General features: G+C 32.7%; 21 protein-coding genes. 7 read left to right on the forward strand and 14 right to left on the reverse strand.

Annotated elements, in window-relative coordinates; translation table 11 throughout:
* Positions 1-6: 6 nt before the first annotated feature.
* The 7 genes from ACFQ0R_RS05905 to ACFQ0R_RS05935 all read right to left on the reverse strand — a co-directional run bounded on the left by ACFQ0R_RS05905 (position 7) and on the right by ACFQ0R_RS05935 (position 6,899).
* Positions 7-666, reverse strand: a complete 660-nt coding sequence (locus ACFQ0R_RS05905; RefSeq protein WP_379657466.1) for an alpha/beta hydrolase — start codon at positions 664-666, stop codon at positions 7-9.
* Positions 666-1,019, reverse strand: coding sequence for a DUF4870 domain-containing protein (locus ACFQ0R_RS05910; RefSeq protein WP_379657467.1), 354 nt, complete (start codon positions 1,017-1,019; stop codon positions 666-668). Before ACFQ0R_RS05910 ends, ACFQ0R_RS05905 begins: the two co-directional genes overlap by 1 nt.
* A complete protein-coding gene (locus tag ACFQ0R_RS05915; RefSeq protein WP_379657468.1) occupies positions 1,009-2,259 on the reverse strand; it encodes a dihydroorotase in 1,251 nt (416 codons plus the stop codon). Before ACFQ0R_RS05915 ends, ACFQ0R_RS05910 begins: the two co-directional genes overlap by 11 nt.
* Before the next feature lie 5 nt (positions 2,260-2,264).
* Positions 2,265-4,187, reverse strand: a complete 1,923-nt coding sequence (locus tag ACFQ0R_RS05920) for a BatA domain-containing protein (protein ID WP_379657469.1) — start codon at positions 4,185-4,187, stop codon at positions 2,265-2,267.
* Positions 4,187-5,407, reverse strand: a complete 1,221-nt coding sequence (locus ACFQ0R_RS05925; RefSeq protein ID WP_379657470.1) for a sensor histidine kinase — start codon at positions 5,405-5,407, stop codon at positions 4,187-4,189. Before ACFQ0R_RS05925 ends, ACFQ0R_RS05920 begins: the two co-directional genes overlap by 1 nt.
* Before the next feature lie 72 nt (positions 5,408-5,479).
* On the reverse strand, positions 5,480-6,256 hold the full coding sequence (locus ACFQ0R_RS05930) for a TIGR02757 family protein (RefSeq protein ID WP_379657471.1): 777 nt from the start codon (positions 6,254-6,256) through the stop codon (positions 5,480-5,482).
* Complete coding sequence (locus tag ACFQ0R_RS05935) at positions 6,240-6,899, reverse strand: ABC transporter ATP-binding protein (RefSeq protein ID WP_379657472.1); 660 nt, start codon at positions 6,897-6,899, stop codon at positions 6,240-6,242. Before ACFQ0R_RS05935 ends, ACFQ0R_RS05930 begins: the two co-directional genes overlap by 17 nt.
* 128 nt (positions 6,900-7,027) lie before the next feature.
* Between ACFQ0R_RS05935 and msrA the strand changes: the two genes are divergently transcribed.
* Together msrA and folE are read left to right on the forward strand one after the other, a co-directional pair.
* Positions 7,028-7,573: a peptide-methionine (S)-S-oxide reductase MsrA gene (gene msrA, locus ACFQ0R_RS05940; protein WP_379657473.1), complete on the forward strand. Its 546-nt coding sequence runs from the start codon at positions 7,028-7,030 to the stop codon at positions 7,571-7,573.
* 3 nt (positions 7,574-7,576) lie between these two features.
* Positions 7,577-8,161 (forward strand): GTP cyclohydrolase I FolE, encoded by a 585-nt coding sequence (gene folE / locus ACFQ0R_RS05945; protein WP_379657474.1) that lies wholly within the window; start codon positions 7,577-7,579, stop codon positions 8,159-8,161.
* A 95-nt stretch (positions 8,162-8,256) separates the two neighbouring features.
* Here folE and ACFQ0R_RS05950 read toward each other — a convergent pair whose 3' ends face one another.
* From ACFQ0R_RS05950 to ACFQ0R_RS05970, 5 genes are all read right to left on the reverse strand, one after another.
* On the reverse strand, positions 8,257-11,073 hold the full coding sequence (locus ACFQ0R_RS05950) for a metalloprotease (protein ID WP_379657475.1): 2,817 nt from the start codon (positions 11,071-11,073) through the stop codon (positions 8,257-8,259).
* Positions 11,070-12,299: a T9SS type A sorting domain-containing protein gene (locus ACFQ0R_RS05955; RefSeq protein WP_379657476.1), complete on the reverse strand. Its 1,230-nt coding sequence runs from the start codon at positions 12,297-12,299 to the stop codon at positions 11,070-11,072. Before ACFQ0R_RS05955 ends, ACFQ0R_RS05950 begins: the two co-directional genes overlap by 4 nt.
* 3 nt (positions 12,300-12,302) lie before the next feature.
* Complete coding sequence (locus tag ACFQ0R_RS05960; RefSeq protein WP_379657477.1) at positions 12,303-12,989, reverse strand: LOG family protein; 687 nt, start codon at positions 12,987-12,989, stop codon at positions 12,303-12,305.
* A gap of 8 nt (positions 12,990-12,997) precedes the next feature.
* Positions 12,998-15,838 carry an excinuclease ABC subunit UvrA gene (gene uvrA, locus ACFQ0R_RS05965; RefSeq protein ID WP_379657478.1) on the reverse strand — a complete coding sequence of 947 codons (2,841 nt, stop codon included), beginning with the start codon at positions 15,836-15,838 and terminating at the stop codon, positions 12,998-13,000.
* 105 nt (positions 15,839-15,943) lie between these two features.
* Positions 15,944-16,243 carry a GNAT family N-acetyltransferase gene (locus ACFQ0R_RS05970; protein WP_379657479.1) on the reverse strand — a complete coding sequence of 100 codons (300 nt, stop codon included), beginning with the start codon at positions 16,241-16,243 and terminating at the stop codon, positions 15,944-15,946.
* Between the two features lie 158 nt (positions 16,244-16,401).
* Between ACFQ0R_RS05970 and ACFQ0R_RS05975 the strand changes: the two genes are divergently transcribed.
* Both ACFQ0R_RS05975 and ACFQ0R_RS05980 read left to right on the forward strand, forming a co-directional pair.
* Positions 16,402-17,052, forward strand: coding sequence for an alpha/beta hydrolase (locus ACFQ0R_RS05975; RefSeq protein ID WP_379657643.1), 651 nt, complete (start codon positions 16,402-16,404; stop codon positions 17,050-17,052).
* A 10-nt stretch (positions 17,053-17,062) separates the two neighbouring features.
* Positions 17,063-17,998 (forward strand): lytic transglycosylase domain-containing protein, encoded by a 936-nt coding sequence (locus ACFQ0R_RS05980; RefSeq protein WP_379657480.1) that lies wholly within the window; start codon positions 17,063-17,065, stop codon positions 17,996-17,998.
* Positions 17,999-18,384: 386 nt separating this feature from the next.
* On the opposite strand, the gene ACFQ0R_RS05985 is transcribed toward ACFQ0R_RS05980, so the two are convergent.
* Entirely contained in the window at positions 18,385-19,044 is a 660-nt protein-coding gene (locus tag ACFQ0R_RS05985) for a thioredoxin (protein WP_379657481.1), read from the reverse strand.
* Between the two features lie 161 nt (positions 19,045-19,205).
* Between ACFQ0R_RS05985 and ACFQ0R_RS05990 the strand changes: the two genes are divergently transcribed.
* Positions 19,206-19,808 (forward strand): histidine kinase dimerization/phosphoacceptor domain -containing protein, encoded by a 603-nt coding sequence (locus ACFQ0R_RS05990; protein WP_379657482.1) that lies wholly within the window; start codon positions 19,206-19,208, stop codon positions 19,806-19,808.
* Positions 19,805-20,545, forward strand: a complete 741-nt coding sequence (locus tag ACFQ0R_RS05995; protein ID WP_379657483.1) for a response regulator transcription factor — start codon at positions 19,805-19,807, stop codon at positions 20,543-20,545. Before ACFQ0R_RS05990 ends, ACFQ0R_RS05995 begins: the two co-directional genes overlap by 4 nt.
* Before the next feature lie 5 nt (positions 20,546-20,550).
* Here the strand turns inward: ACFQ0R_RS05995 and ACFQ0R_RS06000 are convergent, their stop codons facing one another.
* A complete protein-coding gene (locus tag ACFQ0R_RS06000) occupies positions 20,551-21,066 on the reverse strand; it encodes a tetratricopeptide repeat protein (protein ID WP_379657484.1) in 516 nt (171 codons plus the stop codon).
* Between the two features lie 136 nt (positions 21,067-21,202).
* Here ACFQ0R_RS06000 and rpmH point away from each other — a divergent pair, with 136 nt between their 5' ends.
* Positions 21,203-21,364, forward strand: a complete 162-nt coding sequence (rpmH, locus tag ACFQ0R_RS06005) for a 50S ribosomal protein L34 (RefSeq protein ID WP_003438882.1) — start codon at positions 21,203-21,205, stop codon at positions 21,362-21,364.
* Positions 21,365-21,422 lie beyond the last annotated feature (58 nt).

Below are 21,422 nucleotides of genomic sequence, written 5' to 3' on the forward strand. Positions count from 1 at the left end.
AAAAAATTAGTTGTCTTGTTTAGCTAGCCAGTTTTTGAAACTTTGAAAGTTTTGTGGATTGATCCCATGTCCCACAGGGTATTCTTCATAGGTGAAATCGATATTCAATTGATCTAGAAACGCCTTATTATTTCTGGCCCATTCCACAGGAATCACCTGGTCCACACTTCCATGAGAATTATAAATCTTCAAATGGCTAAAATCATTGGACTCATATCCCGCTTTCAGCATATTAGGATCTACATAGCCAGATAAACCTATGATATTCTTCACCAGGTGAGGATACGAGAGACCTAAAGCAAAACTCAAAATAGTTCCCTGGCTAAAACCAAGCAGCGTGATATTTTCAGTATTAATTGGGTAAGCTTCAAGTGCTTCTTCAATAAACTTCTTCACCAATTCTCTGGATTCAATCGCCTGTTCCACATCACTAAACTTCCCTTGCTGCGCATCAAAATTAATCGCATACCAGGCATTGCCCATGGGTTGCATAGAATGTGGAGCTCTCAGTGAAATAATCATGTACTCTTCTGGCAATTCGCCAGCAAACGAAAACAAATCATTTTCATCACTTCCATAACCGTGAAGCATGAGTATGAGTGGCGCTTTTCCAGATAAGCTCGAAGGTCTTATGAGGTGCGTCAGAGATAAGTCTTTAGTTGTCATTAAGTTAGTTTTTTAAAAATGGTTTGACACAAGTTTCCAATAATTGGGACTTTATTTTTCTTTCCGGAAACAGCTCCTATAAATCCGTAAATCCATAAAATGAAATGAGCCAGATAAAGAGGAGAGCTTATCATTATACTTTGTAGATTACTTATGTTTTCTGGAATTCCACCCACAATTACACCGATAAAAATCAGCAATAAATTGATTCCTAAAGCCTGTCTTATATGAAAACTTGCAAACTCATTTTTATTTTCATCAGTATTGAGAAATATGGCCAAGATGCTTCCAAAAATGGTAAAATAAGCCACAATAGCTGCGGTTTTTCCGCTTCTTTCCTTTTTAATTTTCATAGAACGAGTCGTTATAAATGCTTCCAAAAACTTTTCCTTTTAGGCTTTCGCCAATGAACATACTGTTCTTAGATTTTGAAATTAGATGCTGTTTTTGAAAGATATATTCTGAATTTGGGTCGAACAAGCTTAAATCTGCACGTTGGTTAACCTCTATTTTTGAGGTTTTCAATCCAAAATTCGTCTTTGGTTTGGATAATAATTCTGAAGCCTTTTCGATTCCAAATAAGGTATTCATTACTGAAAATGCTGATTCTAAGCCAATACTGCCATAGCTTGCATTTTCAAATTCAAGTTCTTTGTGCTCTTCATCCATAGGTTCGTGGTCGCAAGTCACCATATCGATAATTCTATCCTTTACCGCTTTTGTTAAAGCTTTGGAGTCTTCTTTGGTTCGCAGTGGGGGAAGGATTTTATACTTACTATCAAAAGTCTCCAGTTTATTGCTGGTAAAGAATAAATGGGGCAAGGCTACGCTACAAGTTAGGTTTAGGCCTTTAGCTTTAGCCTTTTTTATCAATTGAACGGAAGCTTTGGTGGACACATTAGGAATATGCAATTTTCCGCCAGTATATTCAAGAATATATAAATCTCTGGCGATTTGTAATTCTTCTGCTAGATTTGGAATCCCCTTGAGGCCAATGTAAGTTGTAAATTCGTCCTCATTGACTTGAGCTTTACCCGCTATGGATTTATCTTGAGGAAAAGAAAAAAGTAAACCATCAAAACTTTTTACATACTGTAATGCAATTTTGAATAAGTTGGCATCTGCAATAGGTTTTTTAAAATCGTAGAATCCTACAGCACCTGCCATTTTCATGTCATAAAGTTCTGCAAGATTCTTTCCGTCAAAACTTTTCGTAAGTGCACCAAGTGGTTTAATGTTGATAAGTTGAGTATCAATTTGTTGCTGTAAGAACTTTACGGCCGAATTTGTATCGGTAACTGGATTGAGGTTTGGATTTAAAAGAAAACTCGTAAACCCAGAACGTCTGGCAGTTGTTACACCGTTGGCAAGTGTCTCTCGTTCTTCAAAGCCAGGCTCACCAAAAGAGACAGAACTATCAAAAAATCCGTTGGAAACGTGTAAATTTTCGCGATTTATAATTTTATCAGCACTTTCAATGGAGTCTTCTATTTTGGTAATCTCTCCATTTTCTACCAAAATATCTTTGGTTTGCAAATGATGTGAACTCTCTGTATCGAGAATTTTTGCAGATTTTAAAAGTATGGAAGACATAGGCACTAATTTAAAAATCTTAGAATTATAAGTTCCGTTAGAAAGAAACCGATTGCAAAAATAAGCATCCAAATCCAAAGCTCAAGGATTTTCCTGTCTTCTGTGAAAGAATTAAATGCTTCTGGAATAGAAGAGAAGGTTTTGGTCTCCAAGGAGCTCACATCTATAGGATTGAGCTGACTTTCACTTCTATCTTGATTAAAGCTTAAATGCAATAGAGTGGAATCTCCTTGAACCAACTCAAAATGTCCAGAGGTTTCTGGCTGGTACTTTGTGTTGATTTGGATAGAATTTCCAAGTCGGTTTTGTTGTGGAATCACTTGTTGGTTTTTGTTTTTAAGTTTCAAAACTTCATCTTTTCCAAGATTTGCTTCAACATTGATGAGATTTTCTTCTCCAAGTATAGAGTAAAGCTGAGGGCTTGGAGTACTTTGCAAAGCCATATTATAAAATACAGGAACAACCAATGGTGAATTTGTGAAATTTGAAATTTTAGTATTTAAAGCTGATGCAAAGCTGAATATTTTATTGTTTTCGGCGAAAAAGGACTGACCATTACTGAATTTTAAAATAGGTGTAAAGGAGGCATGCATGTCCATGAATTTGGAAGTAGAGGGATAATCAAAATTTTGAATTTTCTCTGAAAAAACATTTTCAAATAATGGATGGTCAAAATTTATACTGGTGATTTCTCTTTTAGCATCTATTGAATTTAGAAAGATAGCAGGAGTATTGATAAGTTGCTTGAATGTTCCTGGAATTGTAGATTCATTAGGAATTATGACTAGAGTACCTCCATTGTTTTTAAACTCCCTTAATCTGCTGATGAGGATCGGATTCACCTCTTTAACTTCGTTCAAAATTACAAGGTTAGCCTCAGAAATTCTTGAATAATCAAAATTGGAAATGGAGTATTCCTTGAAATTAAACAAGTCCGTTTGGTAAATAGAAGCTAGAAAAGATTTGTATTGATTTGATTCAGAATGAACCGAAAGAACACTGATTTTCTTTCCTTTATTTAGGCTGAAAAACAAAGTATTATCATATGACATTCCATCTGTTTCAATTTCTAACTTTCCCTGTTCAAAATCTCTGTTGGATAAGTCGAAGTTCACTAATACTGATGTAGATTCTTCAAAATTAGCTTTGGTTTTTGCTATGAGTTCGTCTTTATCGTAAAGCGAAACAGTGATGTCTTTTTCTGTTTGTGAATGAGATTTTATTTCTGCTTGTATGGTTTTACTTGTATTGTTGGATAGCAACTGGGCTGAAGTAATATTGAAATTTTCAAGTGAAGATGGAGATTTCACTATCAAATTGATATTCAAATCAGTGCGAGACTTCAGGTGAATGTCATCTTTAAAATTAAGCGCATCTGAGATTATAAATAAACTTTTGCTAGACATCTGCTCTTGAAACATAGACTCCGCTTTAAGCAATAGGTTCTCAAAACTTAAATGAACGGGAGCAAATTCAATAGAAAAAAAATCTGCTTTGATATCGCTTTTTGTCACTTTTTTCCAAGACTTATCATTGGTAAATAATGAAAATCGCTGGTCTTGCTTGAGTTGTTCCCATAAATTCTGCTTAGCTTCTTCGAGCAATGTCAACTGTTTTCCTGGCAGTTCCATGGAAAATGAATTGTCTAAATAAATAACAATTTCATTTTCTTGCAGTGCAGTATTTGAGTTTGGAATGAATGGTTTTGCAAAAGCCAGAATTAAGAATATTAAACCTAAAAGTCTGGTTATTAGAATCAACCATTTTTTTATTATTGAGCTCTTTCTAGTTTGTAATGTGATGCGTTCTAATAATGCAACATTGCTAAATTTGGTGGTTTTGTATTTTCTAAGCTGAAATAAATGAACTAAAATGGGTATGATGAGCAAAAAGAGAAAGTAGAGTACATCTGGCTTTTCAAAGATCATCAATCCTCAATCTTTTTAGTTCGCTCTATTGTAAACTCGAAGGTTGTTCCTTCGCCTTCAACAGAATTAACTGTGATTTGACCTCCCAAATTATGAATCATTTTCTTTACTGTAGAGAGTCCAATTCCATTGCCTTTGTTGCCTTTTCTATCATTTTCTGCTACAATTGAAAATAGATTGAAAATTTCTTTCTGCTTATCTTTTGGGATACCAATACCGTTATCTTTTACATAAAATCTATAGAAATCTGGTTCCTTTTTAAAATCGATATCGATTTCAATTTTTGACTTATCGTTGTATTTGAGGCTATTGCCTATCAAGTTGAGTAAAATCTGCTCCAATGCTACACGATTAGTGAAAATATCTATACTTTCCTCTGGAAAACTTATATCACAATCATCTCCAATGTCGAGCATTTCTACAATATCTTCTACCAATGTGTGCACATCAAAAACTTCTAGTGAGTCACCATTATTTGTGATGTTATCACTTTCGTAGTGAGTAAGAATATTGGTAATGTAATCGCTTAATTGAAATGAAGATTTCTTAAGATTATTTAGGTAATCTAGCCCAGCATCGTCTAGAGTGTTTTTGTACTTTACTTTCAGGATGTCTATAGTTACAATCATATTGGCCAGAGGCATCTTCATATCATGAGAAACAACACCAGCGAAATTTTTTAATTGATTGTTTTTCTCCTTGAGTAGCTTCTGGGTTTTTTTTAATCCCTTATTTATGGAGTGGAGCTCAAATAACTTATTGACCTGGTTGGCTAAAAATAATAAGCCTTCTTTTTGTTTTTCGGATAAAGTTCTTGGTTGATGGTCTATCACACATAATGTCCCTAACGCATTACCATCTTTGTCTCTCAAGGGTGCACCAGCATAAAATATGATTTGCTCCTTTCCACTCACTAGAGGGTTTTTTTGAAATCTTTCATCCTCACGTGCATCGGATATTTCCATGATTTCATCTTCAGATTGTATGGCAAAATTGCAAAAAGAAAACTCTTTTTTGGTTCCGCAAGAATCAATCCCAACTTTGGATTTGAACCATTGTCTATCTTCGTCAAGTAGCGAGATAAGAGCCACTGGAGTATCACAAATAGAAGCCACCAGTTTGGTTATTTGATCATATTCTTGTTCTGGTAAGGTGTCTAAAATATCTAAGGACCTAAGCGCATTAATCCTTTGGGATTCACTTTTTGAATTGGTTTTCATCTAAACTTTATCTAAACTGATTCTAAATATCAACAATTCGCAATATACAAAAAATAGAGTTTTATACCTACTTTAGAAATTTTCAAAAGCACCGAGTCCAAAGAGAGCAAAATCGTATTTTACAGGATCCTCTGGGTCTAAAAGGCGCAAATTAGCATCCAGTTCTTTTACTGCTTTAGCATCGTTCTGTTTCCTCTCTAGAAGACCTAATTCTCTTGCTATTCTTCCAGAATGAACATCGAGAGGACATGATAGGAGTGAAGGTGATAAGCTTTCCCATATACCAAAATCTACACCGTTTTTATCTTTTCTTATCATCCAGCGTAGAAACATATTGATGCGTTTTGCTGCTGAATTTTTTTCAGGATCACTTACGTGTTTTTCAGTTCTTTTTTCATGATCAAGTTGAAAAAAAATGGATTTAAAATTATGAATAGCTGGTTGAAGAGAATCTCTAGTTTGATGTTTGTTAAAAATCGATTCTAAGCCATCATACTTTTTGTATATGCACTTCAGAGCCCTGATGAAATACTTTAAATCTTCAGCATTGAAAGTTCTGTGTACGAAACCGTTACATCTTTCAAGATCATCTTCAGTATGATTTAAAATGAAGTCATAAGGTTCAAACTGTAAAATCTCGCAAAGCTTTTCGCCATTGTTGAGAATACTTTTTCTGTTGCCCCAGCCAATGGTTGCAATCAAAAAACCTATAATCTCAATATCTTCTTTCTTTTGAAATTTATGAGGAATAGAAATGGGGTCTGTTGCAATAAACTTAAATTGATTATATAGGTTTACTTTTTCATCCAGAAAAGGCTTTAAATCATAGATTTTAGACAAATTTACCATCCTTCATTTCTAATTTTCGATCTGCCATATCAGCTAGTTCTTCATTATGAGTCACGATGACAAAAGTTTGATCAAATTCATCTCTCAATTTCAGGAATAGTTGATGTAGTTTGTCTGCAGAGGCAGAATCAAGATTTCCAGAAGGTTCATCTGCAAAGATAACTTTGGGCTGGTTGATAAGTGCCCTTGCTACAGCTACTCGCTGTTGCTCACCACCACTTAATTCGTTGGGCTTGTGGTTTGCTCTATGGGTTAAATCCAAGTAGCCAAGTAGTTCTTTCGCTCTTTTTTCTGCGTCACTTCTAGAAGTTTTATTGATGAAAGCAGGAATACAAATATTTTCAATGGCAGAAAATTCTGGAAGCAATTGATGAAACTGAAAGATAAAGCCAATATTCTCATTTCTAAATCTAGCCAAAGCCTTTTTCTTGAGGCCGTTAATTTGTTGACCGTTTATTTCTAGTATTGAGTTTTTATTTTGATCTGGCTGTTCCAGTGTACCTAAAATTTGAAGTAAAGTAGTTTTTCCAACACCAGAAGGCCCTACAATAGAAATAATCTCTTTTTGTTGAATCTCTAAATTTATATTGTTTAGAACTTTCAGCTCTCCATAGTGTTTGCTGATGTGTTTGGCCTTTATCATTTATCAAAATTGAAATTCAAAAGTCAGAATAAAATCTGAATTAAAAAAAAGTCTTCAGCTACTAATATTTCCTTAAATGAAAAAATAATGTTTAATATATGATTAGTTTTGTTCAACAAAATATAATTATGTCAGATCAAAATTTTGAATTAGCCACTTTTGCAAACGGATGTTTTTGGTGTACCGAGGCTGTTTTTCAACGACTTGAAGGTGTAGGGGAAGTTAAATCTGGTTTTACTGGAGGAAATATTAAAAACCCACCCTACAGAGAGGTTGTGATGGGAAGAACAGGTCACGCTGAAGCTATACAAATTGAATATAATCCAGAAATTGTTGATTATAAAATATTACTTTATGTGTTTTTTTCTACTCATGATCCCACAACTTTAAATAGACAGGGTTATGATGTTGGTGAGCAATATAGAAGCGAAATATTTTATCATACAAAATTTCAAAAAGAAATTGCAGAGTCATTAATTAAAGAACTTGAATCTGAAAATATTTTTGAAGATAAAATTGTGACCAAACTTTCTAAGGCATCTGAATTTTATACAGCCGAAGAAGAGCATCAAAATTTTTATAACAATTATACAGAAAATAGATACTGCCAATTGATCATTGAACCAAAACTAGCTACATTAAGAAAAAAGTTTAGCCATCAACTCAAATCCTAAATCATGTCTTACAAAACCTACGAAGAATATACACAGCCTTTTGTTGACGAAATAAAGTCAAATTACTTATCAATAATTGAAAATATTGGTGAAGATCCATCTAGAAATGGAATACTAAAAACACCAGAACGCGCAGCGAAAGCTATGCAGTTTTTGACTCAGGGCTACGAAATGGATCCTCAGAAAATTTTATTAGGAGCTATGTTTGAAGAAGATTATGATGACATGGTTTTGATTAAAGATATTGAATTATATTCTCTCTGCGAACACCATATGCTTCCATTTTTTGGTAAAGTTCATGTAGCTTACATTCCCAATGGAAAAATTGTTGGGTTAAGTAAAATTCCGAGGATTGTGGATGTTTTTGCGAGAAGATTACAAGTTCAAGAGCGCTTAACTCATGATATTCTAGAATGCATAAATGATACTTTACAGCCTAAAGGAGTAGCAATAGTTATTGAAGCCCAACATATGTGCATGATGATGAGAGGTGTGCAAAAACAAAATTCTGCAACTACGACCTCAGGATTTAGAGGTGAATTTAAAAAACAAGAAACACGTAATGAATTCCTTAAGTTAATAAGCTAATTGAGTATTTCAGTTTTATAAGATATAATGAGAACCTTGAATTTGCTTCAAGGTTTTTTGTTTTAAAAATGGTATTAATATTTAATAATGAAATTTTAATACCACTTTCTAGTAAACAATTTGAAAATCGTGGACAAATCTAAAGAGACAATAAATCTTATATTTCGATCATAGTTATCCTGTCCAATTTCCCAGCCATTGCTTGAGTATATGGGGAGGTAAAGTTCAAAATAGTCTTCAACAAAACTTAGTCTGATACCAGAATCGTATACAAATTGAGGATCTCTATAACTATTCTTGAAAAAACCAGCATCACCATAAACAAATATCCAGTTCCAAATGGTAGTACTTACATTCGTAGAAGCAATCCATTTATCTGCAAATCTTTCTTCAAATTGAGATTTGAAACCTCCTTCTGCCATGATAAACTGTTGGCTAAATAAACCACTTTCTTCACTTCTTCCGTAATAATTATAATCAAATAAATAATCAGTGGGTCTGTCTAAAGCAAAGCTGAAAAAATTGGAATCCTGAGTATCATTATACAAAAATAACCCTCCAAAAAAGCGTAGGTTAATCTGTCTATTGTTGTTAAAAAGCTTTCTGAAACTGAAAGTTGAAGAAACTTTACTAAACTTTTGCGCGATCTGATAATCGACGGAAGTTGTAAAAAATCGATCTAAATTTTTATCTGAGAAGTTATATCGTATGTTGAAGATATTATAATTCGGTTCTTCAGTTTCTATAAATTCATTTTCATCTTGATCTACATTCACTGTTCTTATGGATAAAACGTGTCTAGCATTATCCCGTAAGTCTTCTGGTCTATAGGTCATACTAATATAACCCGAGTATCTCTTGTAAAATAAATCTTGATTGTAAGAAAATCTAGAGCCAGTCAAACCATACCTCACGCTAAAAAGTTCTTCGCCTTTTAAAAACTGAGTATAGTCAATAGAAGCACCACCAACAAGAGCATTGCTTGTAAGACCATATTTAGGATTAATTTTAAAACTTAACTGTTTTGGAAGTAGGGATGTGTTGTATAGTTTTGGCCCTAAAGCAAGTCCATCGTACAAATTGTAAGTGAACTCTGGTGTAATAAACAATTGATTGTACTTAGGGTCATCAATATCTTCTAATAACCTAAACTGGAATGGTTTATTGAGTAGTTTTCCTCGGCTTTTGAAGTTGTTTCTAGGGTTGAATTCAGGAATGATTTCTTCATAATTTAAAGCAACTTGATCGCTACCCAGATCCTTTATATAAACAATTGTGTCTTTTTTAAATGCATTTACCCAGTCTTTTGAAATTATGCGATCATCTTTTAGTTGATAAACGGCAACGGGCATTGCATTTCTAGTTTTATTTAGGATTTCGACTCTAAGAGAATCCGAAGATTTTTTAATATTCTTGATTTTAAAATCAATATCTTTTTGACTACCTAAATAATTGGATTGAAACCAGTCGATATCTTTTTTAGTTAGGGAAGAAAGTATTTCAAAATAATCAGCTGGTTCAGAGCGTTCTATGCTATTTTTATTAAAGTAAATTTTCAGACTTTTATTTACGATATCTTTACCTAAATAATCTTCTAAATATTTGAATCCAAGCCCCCCTTTATAAGGGTTGGATAGCTTCTGATTAAATTTAAGAAGGCTGTCTTGCGGAAAATCAACTGGTTGTCCTAGATTTTGACGAATTGTTGTTTCATGAATGAATTTATATCTGTCGTTAAACATTAAGTCTGAGGCATGAAACCATCTCACCCCTAAAAAGTTTGAGAATGTACCAAGTAAATTGACATCTGGATAGTATGTTTCTACATAATCCATCATCATTTTTACTAATATAGCATCAAGAAACCATTGATTTTCTCTTGTATTAGTTAACAGAGAGCGTCTTAAGTATTGATCCGTAAGTGTTTTAAAAACTTTAAGATCATATTGAAAACCATCAGGAAATGGTCTTATAAAACTTGGTAATTGATTAAGACCATAAACGGGTGATAGGTTATAATCTTCTTCGGTTACCATCATGGTTTCAAAACCAAATTCTCCAAATTGTTCTTCAAGAAAATATACAATTCTATCCAAAATTAAAGCCTCAATTTCAGGCCTTAGTTCGCTATCCTTGAGGTTAGTGTAAACCTTAACATGGTCTGTTTGGATGGATTCAAAATTATCAATTCGCTTTACAAAAAGGGTAGAACCAACTAAATCTTTACCCTCAAGCTTCAATTTTTGAAAACCAGTCAGTGGACTTTTTAATTTTCTTTGGCTGAATATGGATTTTACTGAATAAGTGTTTGGAAATTCAAAATTTAAGTCATAGTCCAACTTTTGTAGTGGATAATCATTTAAGTCTTTATGACTGTATAAAACCCAATCTTGTTCAAGAATTGCAGGTAATATGAGCCATTGTTTCAAGTTCAGTTCACGTTCATTCCATCCAAATCCTGTAAATTTTTGATCTGGAACAATAAGAGAATAATTAAGATTTATATTTATAGATTCACCAGGTAGTAATAACTTATCTATATCGATTTGAATTAAATCCACTTGACCTTCAACAAACTTCCATTCTGAATTTATGTTTGGGATTGACAAAGAATTGATAGTTGTACCTCCTCTTTCATAACTTGACGCAAAGTGAAATCTACGGACAAATTCTTGCGCATAACGTTTAGCAAGTGGACTCTCTTTGTCTGAAAACGCATTTAACCAATTGTATAGAAAAATTGAGCTTAAAGGTTTATCACTTGTATTTTCGAAAGTGATAGTTTGGACTACGGTGAGTATTTTGAGATCTTCAGAGGTAAGAATATCTGCTTTAATCTTATTTTGAGCTACACTTGAGATAGAGAAAAAAGAGAGTGATAATAGAGCGTAAAATAAGATGTTAGTTTTCAATGGTTTATGTAAAATTTTTTTATTAATGGTAACTGTCCTACTTTTATATAATATATGCCACTAGACATAGTGGAAGTGTCAATTGTTTCGTTAATATCATAAACAATAAAGTTAAAAACTTCTTGCCCTAAAGTATTATAAATTCTTGTTGTTTTATAAAGCAATTCTGAAGAAAACTTTAAATCGAGTACTTTTGAAACAATATTTCCAGATATAAACGTGACTGAATTTGAGAAATCGTAACTGTTAGTAGATAAAAATTCATCATTAATTTTCAAATCCATTACAACAGGTAAATGGTCACTCATTTGATAAAGCCATTCTCTTAATTCTAGACTAAATACACCACTACAATCAGCACTGTTAATATTGCTATTAAAACAATTAGCATTATTTCCCCAGGCTTTATAACTATCTTCAATATAGGTGATATTGTTTGCTTCTGAATTCATTACATCTGAAATTAACATCATATCAAACCTATCATCTAAACCCCCACCAGCTCCAAAATCATCAAATTCTGCATTGCTTATGCGAGTACTTTGGGTATGAATACCAGCAAAAGCTGAGTTGTTATTCCAATCTCCAGAAGAATCTATAGGATCTAGTATTTTTATATTCTCTGTACCGTTCAATAAGGTTTGAAAAGCAGGCTCAGATGAAGAGTAAAGATTAAAATCACCAGCAAAAAGTATGTTTGTATCTGAAGAAAATTCGTCTATATAATTAATAAACTGCTGTGCTTCATAAAGGCGTTCGACTTCATTCTGTTCACCTCGAGAAGCTTTGAAGTGAGCTACAAAAACTTCTAGTGCAATATTAGAGTTGGTCTTCAATTCAAAGCTATAGTGATTTATGCTTCTTATATTAGTCTCAATTTGATTTGTATAATTTAATTTAAACTTTTCAGAGTTGTAATAGACTAATTGATGAATTAAAGACGCTCCCGAAGTATTAAATAGAAAGGGAGATTGAGCCATTTTAGCAGTCGTGTAGTTAAATGACTTTTTCAAAATATTTTGAGCATCTATTTGAGATTCAATTTCACAGACCATAAATAAATCAGGCTCATAAGTGCTCAATATTGAATTTAAGATTTCAAGTCGGTTTGCAGGTGGAGCACTTGAAAAATTCAATAAGTTATAGAACATAGTTTTAATTTCTGCTTGTCCAAAACTAATCTGAGTAAAAAGAAAAACAAAAAATAAAAACTTTATTTTTTTCATGAATTAAAAATTCGGACTTAAGTCGTACTTATTATAAAAATTCTCAAGGATTTCAACAACTTCGTCTTCTGTGTCAACGAGATCAATGAGATCAAGATCTTCTATATGTACTGTTCTGAGTTTTTCAGCTAATGTTGATTTAATCCAATCTAGCAGCCCACCCCAAAACTCGGTACCAACTAATATGATTGGAAATTTAGCTATTTTTCCAGTTTGGATAAGTGTAATTGCTTCAAAAAGTTCATCCAGAGTTCCGAAACCACCTGGTAAAACTACAAAGCCTTGAGAATATTTCACAAACATCACTTTTCTGACGAAGAAATAATCAAAATCAAGATTTTTATCAGAGTCTACATATGGATTATCGTGTTGTTCAAAAGGCAAGTCAATATTAAGACCAACAGAAGTACCACCTTCTAAATTTGCTCCTTTATTTGCAGCTTCCATAATGCCAGGTCCGCCTCCAGTTATAATTCCATAACCCTGTTCTACAATTTTGCTGGCTACTTTAACAGCTAGCTCATAGTATTTTTCGCCAGGTTTTGTTCTTGCAGAACCAAAAATAGAAACACAAGGACCAATCTCGCTTAAACGCTCATAACCATGAACAAATTCGCTCATGATTTTGAACAATGCCCAGCTGTCATTTGTCTTTATTTCGTTCCAGTTTTTAGGATGTTTGTCGACCATTTTGTTTTTTATAAATTTAATTCTTTCTTTAAAAATTGAGCAGTATAGCTTTTTTTATTTTTAATAATTTGCTCTGGAGTTCCTTTAGCAACTAATTCACCACCTTTTTTACCACCTTCATATCCAATGTCAAAAATATAGTCTGCAAGTTTAATTACATCCATATTATGTTCAATAATTAAAACAGAATTTCCTTTTTCAACTAATTTTTGGAGGACTTCCATTAAAACGCGAATATCTTCAAAATGAAGACCAGTTGTAGGTTCATCCAAAATATAAAACGTATTTCCAGTGCTTATTTTAGATAATTCTGTAGCTAGCTTAATTCGTTGTGCTTCACCACCCGATAGGGTCGTGCTTTGCTGCCCTAAGGTAATATAACCAAGACCAACATCTTTTATAGTTTTTAATTTTCTATGAATCTTTGGGATAGGTTCAAAAAATGATGTAGCCTCGTCAATAGTCATTTCTAAAACATCACTTATAGATTTTCCTTTGTAACGTATTTCTAAAGTTTCACGATTAAACCGTTTACCCATACAGGTCTCACATTCTACATACACATCTGGTAGAAAGTTCATCTCAATCACCTTAACACCAGCGCCACCACAAGTTTCACAACGACCGCCTTTTACATTGAAACTAAATCTGCCAGGTTTGTAACCTCTAATAAGAGCTTCTGGAGTTTTGGCAAATAAGCTGCGTATTTCACCAAACACACCGGTATAAGTTGCAGGGTTAGAACGCGGTGTTCTTCCAATTGGAGATTGGTTAATGTCGATAACTTTATCCAGATGTTTAAGGCCTCTCACCGTTTTATGAGGAAGCGCTTCCATTTTTCCATTGAAAAAATGATTGTTCAAAACTGGATATAAAGTATCATTAATTAAAGTCGATTTACCACTTCCTGAAACACCCGTGACGACTATAAGTTTGCCAAGTGGAATTTTTATTGAGACATCTTTCAGATTATTTCCGGTTGCATTTAGTAAGTGCAGATGCTTACCATTTCCTCTTCTTCTTTTTTCAGGAATTTCGATTTCTCGTTTTCCTGAAAGGTAATCAGCAGTGAGGGTGTCGTGTTTTAAAATCGTCTTGGGATCGCCTTCACTTATGATTCTTCCTCCATTCTTCCCTGCATGCGGACCAATATCGATTACATGATCAGCTCTTTCTATCATATCCTTATCGTGTTCCACCACAATAATGGAGTTTCCAACATCACGTAAAGCAACCAAAGAATTGATCAGTTTTTCATTATCGCGTTGATGAAGACCAATGCTCGGCTCATCGAGAATGTACAAAACACCGACCAGTTGTGAGCCAATTTGTGTTGCTAATCGGATACGTTGGGCTTCTCCACCTGATAAGGTTTTAGAACCGCGATTTAAATTTAGATAATTAAGACCTACATCTTCAAGAAAAGAAAGTCTGGTTTTTATCTCTTTAATAATTTCTTCGGCTATTTTTTGTTCGCTTTTACCAAGTCTTTTGTGTAAACCTTTAAAGAAAACGACTAATTCATCAACATCCATATTGACGATTTCTGCCATGTTTTTCTCGTCTATTTTATAATAAAGCGATTCTTTTTTCAATCGACTTCCTTGGCAAGTTTCACATGGTTTTTTATCCATGTATCTCTTTGCCCAGCGTTTTAAGGCTGCAGAAGATTCTTTTTGATGAAAAGTATCTTCAATGAATTTAGCAACACCTTCAAAATTATAACTCAGCGTCTTACTCACCTTAGAGGTCTCGCTGTATTTCTTGAAATTAGCTTTTCCACCATGTAGAATAACTTCTAAAGCTTCTTTCGGAATTTTTTCAATCGGATCTGTTAACTCAAAATCAAAATGTTCTGCAATAGAACGCAATTGCTTAAACACCCAGTTGTTCTTCTTTTCCTTACCATGAGGTTCTATACCACCAGCTTTAATGGATAAAGTTGGGTCTGGAACAATTCTCTCTAAATTAATTTCATAAACTTCTCCGAGACCGTTGCACCTAGGACATGCACCTTTTGGTGAGTTGAAAGAAAAGTTATTTGGCTCTGGATTGGGGTAGGAGATGCCAGTGGTTGGACACATGAGATTACGACTAAAGAATTTTGGATCTTCTTTTCCGTGCTCCAAAATCATCATCACATTATTACCTTGCTTCATGGCAGTGGTAATACTTTCGCTTAATCTTTTATTGGTATTGATATCCTTATCAATCTTTAGCCTATCAACAACTACTTCAATATCGTGGATTTTATAACGATCCACTTTCATACCTTTCTCGATGTCCTTTATTTCACCGTCAATCCTGACTTTTACAAAACCTTGTTTGGCAACTTGTTCAAATAGTTCTCTGTAATGACCTTTTCTGGAACGTATGACAGGAGCGAGTATATTGACTCTTTTTCCTTCAAAATCTTCAATAATTTTATTCTGAATTTGCTCATCGGTAAAACTTACCATCTTTTCACCAGTTTTATAACTGTAAGCGGTTCCAACTCTGGCAAATAGAAGTCTTAAAAAATCGTAAATTTCAGTAATTGTCCCGACAGTACTTCGGGGACTTTTTGAAGTGGTTTTTTGCTCAATGGCTATTACGGGAGAAAGACCATCAATTTTGTCTACATCTGGACGTTCTAAACCACCCAGGAATTGCCTGGCGTAGGCAGAAAAGGTTTCGATGTAACGGCGTTGTCCTTCAGCATAAATAGTATCAAAGGCAAGAGACGATTTTCCAGAACCCGATAAACCAGTGATGACCACAAGTTTATTTCTTGGAATTTTTACGTCAATGTCTTTTAAATTATGTACTCTAGCCCCGAGGACTTCAATAAATTCTTCTTTTTTCTTCATAGCGATTTCAACGCGCGAATTTAAGTAAACAAATTGATATTAAAAGGGATAATACCATTTGCTTATCAATTGTTGAAAGCTAGAATCAGATTATAGTTGGATTACTTAAATTGTGATTCCTGTAGGGAGTAAATCTTTATATTTTAGTCTGTTTCTTCTGAAGAATTTAGCTACTTCAGGTGACGTAGGCATAACCTTGATACGTGTATCAATAAAGCTATCTAAGATTTTTGAAATGAATTGATTTTGAATTTCAGAATCAATATATTTTTCAGGTACAGTTAATTTAGTTAAAAATATTTTACGATCGTGTTCAGAAAATTCAACTGCTAAAAGTTCATCGTCAATTTTAGTTTCGTATTGTCTTTGAAACTCATTTTTAGTAACATCAAATTCTTTTTCCATATTTCAAAGATTTATAAATTTTAAAATCTGTTAAACTACACAAATCTTAGCGAATTGTGTATAATTTATTAATCAACAAAGGTAAACAATAAATTTATAACCTATTTTTGCAAGTAGCCCTCAAATCAAAACAATAAGAAGTGATTAATGTGTATATGATGCCGGGAATGGCAGCAAATCCAAGTATATTTGAAAGGATAGAATTGCCTAAAGATAAATATCAAATAATTTGGTTATCATGGAAAATTCCAAATAAGGATGAGCCGCTTTCATCTTATGCAAAACGAATGGTAGAAGAAGTTGTTAAAAATGAGCCTATTGTGCTTATTGGGGTTTCTTTTGGTGGAGTTTTGGTAGAAGAAATGAGTAAATTTGTAACTATAAAAAGGCTTATTATTATTTCAAGTGTGAAGACTAAACATGAGCTTCCAAGACGAATGAAAATAGCCAGAGACACAGGAGTTTATAAAATTTTACCGACTAGTTTACTGGATTATATAGCACATATAGAAAAATTACCAGTAGGTAATTTGATAAGAAAAAGACTAAAACTCTATCAACAATACTTGTCTGTAAATGACAAAGAGTATTTAGATTGGGCAATTGAAGAAATGTTATGTTGGAGACAAGAAGAACCTATTAAGGGCATAATACACATTCACGGAGACGAAGACTTGGTTTTTCCAATCAAAAATATTAAGAATTGTATTGTCATCCCGAAAGGAACTCATATCATGATTTTAAACAAATACAAGTGGTTCAATAAACATTTACCAGAACTAATAACAGAAGGAAAAATAAAAACATAAAAAATATAGCATGAAATTAGACACTTTTTTCAAAAAATCAATATTTACATTAGGGATAATAACATTGACATTAGGAACCTATTTTGCAATTACAAGTTTTATAGGTTTAGACGAAGAAGAAACTGTAAACAAAAACCCTGAAAAGAGTTTTAAAAATGATTACAATGTATTCGCATTAGAACTTCCAGAGAAAATTGATTTTGCAGGGGAAAGAACACCTCTTGAAATCCCTGACGTTAAAGAAAGATTGGATAAAGAGTTGTTGGTAAATACCTACTGGCAATCCAATGCTTTGCTACTTATAAAAAGAGCTCATAAATACTTTCCGATCATAGAACCTATTCTTAAAGAATACGATATTCCTGATGATTTTAAATATCTCGCAGTAGCAGAAAGTGGTTTGGAACATGTTGTTTCTCCTGCTGGAGCTACGGGTTTTTGGCAGATCATGAAAGCTACAGCTCAGGAATATGGACTTGAAGTAAACAATAATGTTGATGAACGTTATCATATTGAAAAAGCTACGAGGGTGGCTTGCCAATACTTTAAAAATTCTAAAGAACGCTTTGGAACATGGACTCTTGCAGCGGCAGCTTATAATGCTGGAAATACTGGGGTTTCAAGAGAGCTGAAACGTCAAGAAGTACAAGATTACTATGATTTACTGCTGAATCCAGAAACGTCTAGATATGTTTTCAGAATTATAGCTCTAAAGCATATTTTGTCTAATGCAGAAGATTTTGGTTTTAAATATGAGGAAAAAGATCTTTATGAAATAGAACCCATTAAGACTGTAGAAGTGGATACTGCGGTAACTGATTTTGTAAGATTCGCAGAAAAATTTGAAATGAATTATAAATCATTGAAGATTCATAATCCATGGTTAAGAGACAAGCATTTAGACAATTACTCCAGTAAGGTATATGATATTAAAGTTTTAAAATAAATTTATTAATTCAATGAGTTTGTAAACGATTTAAATATTTGTCACTTTAGGTTTACTTGCTGGATTTTCAAGTGGTATTTTAAGAGTAGGGGAGTTGTCATTTTATATTTAATATTGTTTTGCTTTTAGATTTTTCATAATATCAAGCTCAAGGAACAAGTCTCGCAGTATTAGCTGTTACAGAAACACTTGCAGCAGCTTATAATTATTATCAGGGTTGGAAGTTTCATTCTGAAGTATGCATACCTTAGTCATGGCTGTAACGTTTATTGTAGAAGGTTATTTAGGATCAAAATTAGACCTTAAATCTAAATGAAAATTGCTAAAACGAATTATAGGAGATGTTTTTGATTGTTTTCGGATTGAGAATATTTTTTAGTCAATAATCAAAAATCTTCATGTTTTCGTAATAGCATAATGTCATTAGAAATATTTTTATAACACTTTTGCATAGCTATTTCTTTGTCTACAGTAGGATGTACTTGGGTATTTTTCCTGATATTTAGAATTATTTTATCACTACATATAGTCAAGGAAATAGGCATACCTAGTTTATGTTTTAGCATTTTTATTGTTTTGGTTTCAGTATTACTTAATTCATTAACGTATAATACTTTAGTTTTTGGATGAAATTGCTTCGCAAACTTCTTAGCATCCACTTTTTTATCCCACAAAATAAGAACAAAGTCCATCCAGTCAGAATGTTTATCAATTAATAGCTCTAGAGCTTCTAGTTCACCATTACTTGGAACACACCATGAAGAGTAGCTCATAAGATAAAAAGGCTTTTCAATTTCATAAATGTGATTAATCTTTTCATTAATACCAGAAACTTTGAAATTATCCAAAAAAGTACCTTTCAATTTATTATCAACCAGGGAGTTGAAATATTCTTCTGAAGCTTCATGATTTCCAAGATGGAAATTTAAAGAAGATTTTCGTTGGAAATCTTCATGATGAATAGCTAACATTTCTGAAAAAAGGATGCTGTCGATTTCCTCAATATTTTGGGAGAAAACCGGGAAAGAAAAAAAAAATAATAGCATAATTTTTTTCAATTTGAATTAGATATTAGTTACTTTTTTAAATTTAAGAAATTTAATTACGATTTGCTTAATCAATCTTTCTGTCTATTTAGCAATTATTATAAACAGATTGTTTTTAATGTATTATATTTGCTTTAACCAATTTTTTAGAAATTCATTTTATGACCAATGAAATCAAAGAAGATCATGAAAAACTTAGGGAAGTACTAGACAAAACACTTCACAGATTCAAAAATAATCTACAAACCCAACTTAGTTTGATGAATATCCAGACCTCTACTAACAGGTCTTATTTTGATGATAAAAAAGTAATTGTAGATAGAGTTTTTGCCCTAACACACGTTTATGATTTATATTACAGAAGTAATAAAGGTGAATCACTTTCAAATGATTCTTCAGTATCTCTTCAATCTTTTTTCCTTCAATTTTTTCAATATCTCAAAACTTCAACTCCAAAAATTGATTTCGATTTATTAGAAGTTTCAGAAGTTGATGTAGATGTTGATGATTTGTTGCTTTTGAGTTATATTCTTGTAGAAATAAATGACTTTAGAAAAAGTCTTGATGACAATCTCAATATTGAGATCTCACATAAAGACAAAAATGTATTATTGAAATTTTCTTTTTCTAGTATAGAAAACCATGAGAATTTTCAGGAATTATTTAAAGATCAATACAAGATTTTTGACCTTATGGTTTTGCAGCTAAAAGGTAAATTTGATTATAAAAAGAAATTTGTAAGACTATCATTCCCAATCCTATGAAAACAAAAGTACTAGTAGTTGAAGACGATAAACTCGTTTCTTATGAAATAAAAACCATTTTAGATAAAAATGGCTTTGATGTAAATATCTGTGATAGCTATGCCTGCTGCATAAAAAACCTCGACACTTTCAAGCCAGAACTTATTCTTTTGGATATTGATCTTGACAAGAAATATGAAGGTATTCAGATCGGTTCATATCTAAATTCAAAAGCTGACATCCCATTCATTTATATAACAGGGTATACTGATATTGAAACCCTAAAGAGAATACAAACCACAAAACCTGTTGGTTATTTATCAAAACCTTTCAGAGAAATAGATATTATTAATAATATAGAACTTGCCCTTTACAATAAAAAAGCAAGCCAAGATGATGTCACAAATCCTGAAGAACAACAGGAAGAAAGTAAGTACTCTAAACCGATAAAGCGGGCTCTAGAGTATATTGATACCAATATCAATCAAGAAATTAAGACAGATGAACTAATAAGAGTTTCTGGGTGGAGTAAGTTTCATTTTATAAGAGAATTTGCAAAAGAAGTTGGCATGACCCCTTATCAATACATTTTTGATGAAAAGATGAAATTGGCTTCCTCAAAACTTAAAAACACTTATCAAACGGTAAAAGAAATAGCTTTTGATCTTGGTTATACATCCAATTCTAGTTTTACAAATGCATTCGTAAAACATTCTGGGTTGTCGCCATCCAATTTTAGAAAAAAGTATTGTAGATAAATGATTTAGAAGCGTTTCATCTGCTTCTTCATCATCTGGATTTGCTCATTTAACATTCCATGCTTATCCAGGGATTTTGCTTCTTTCAGTAGAAGTTGAGCTTCACGCTTTCTGCGTTTGGTCATCGCAATTCCAGCTAAATTCAATTTCGCCATTGCTAAATCTTGTTTCATGGACAAACCAAGCTTTATGGCTCTTTTGAAATATTTTTCAGCCTTAGTCATATTTGTTTGTGATAGCAGTAAACCGTGTATGTAATTAAAATAACCCTGTTGCTTTTGAGTTAGAGCTGTTTCAGGATTTTTAATTTTGTCAAGCCATTTACGAGCACCTTCAAAATCCTGTTTTCTCAATCTCAAAAATGCTAATAAGATCATTTCGTTTTTAAAATATAAGAATATAAATATACCAGAGAGTAGGATAAGTGTTATACCATTTCCTATATTACTTTCTACAAATTGATAAACACCTAAAGCAATAATTAGTCCTGCTATGATGAGTTTGAAGTTCTTGTTAAACATGCTTAAATATTTAGATGCAAATCTAGCAAAAACAAATGAAAAAAACTTTACTTCAAGACTTGTAAAAATAAAAATGAATCGTATATTTGCACGCAGTTTTCAAAAAAATAGATAATACTTTTAAAGTCATAAAACAATGAAAAGAACTTTTCAACCTTCCAATAAAAAGAGAAAGAACAAACACGGATTCAGAGAAAGAATGTCTTCTGTAAATGGTCGTAAAGTTCTAAAGAGAAGAAGAGCAAAAGGAAGAAAGAAATTGAGTGTTTCTTCTGAAATGAGTTTAAGAAAACGATAAAATGATTGATTGATTTCACAATATAAAGGTGTTGCTATTCGCAACGCCTTTTTTTATA

Source organism: Psychroflexus salinarum (assembly GCF_042677225.1).
GTDB classification, from domain to species: Bacteria; Bacteroidota; Bacteroidia; order Flavobacteriales; family Flavobacteriaceae; genus Psychroflexus; species Psychroflexus salinarum.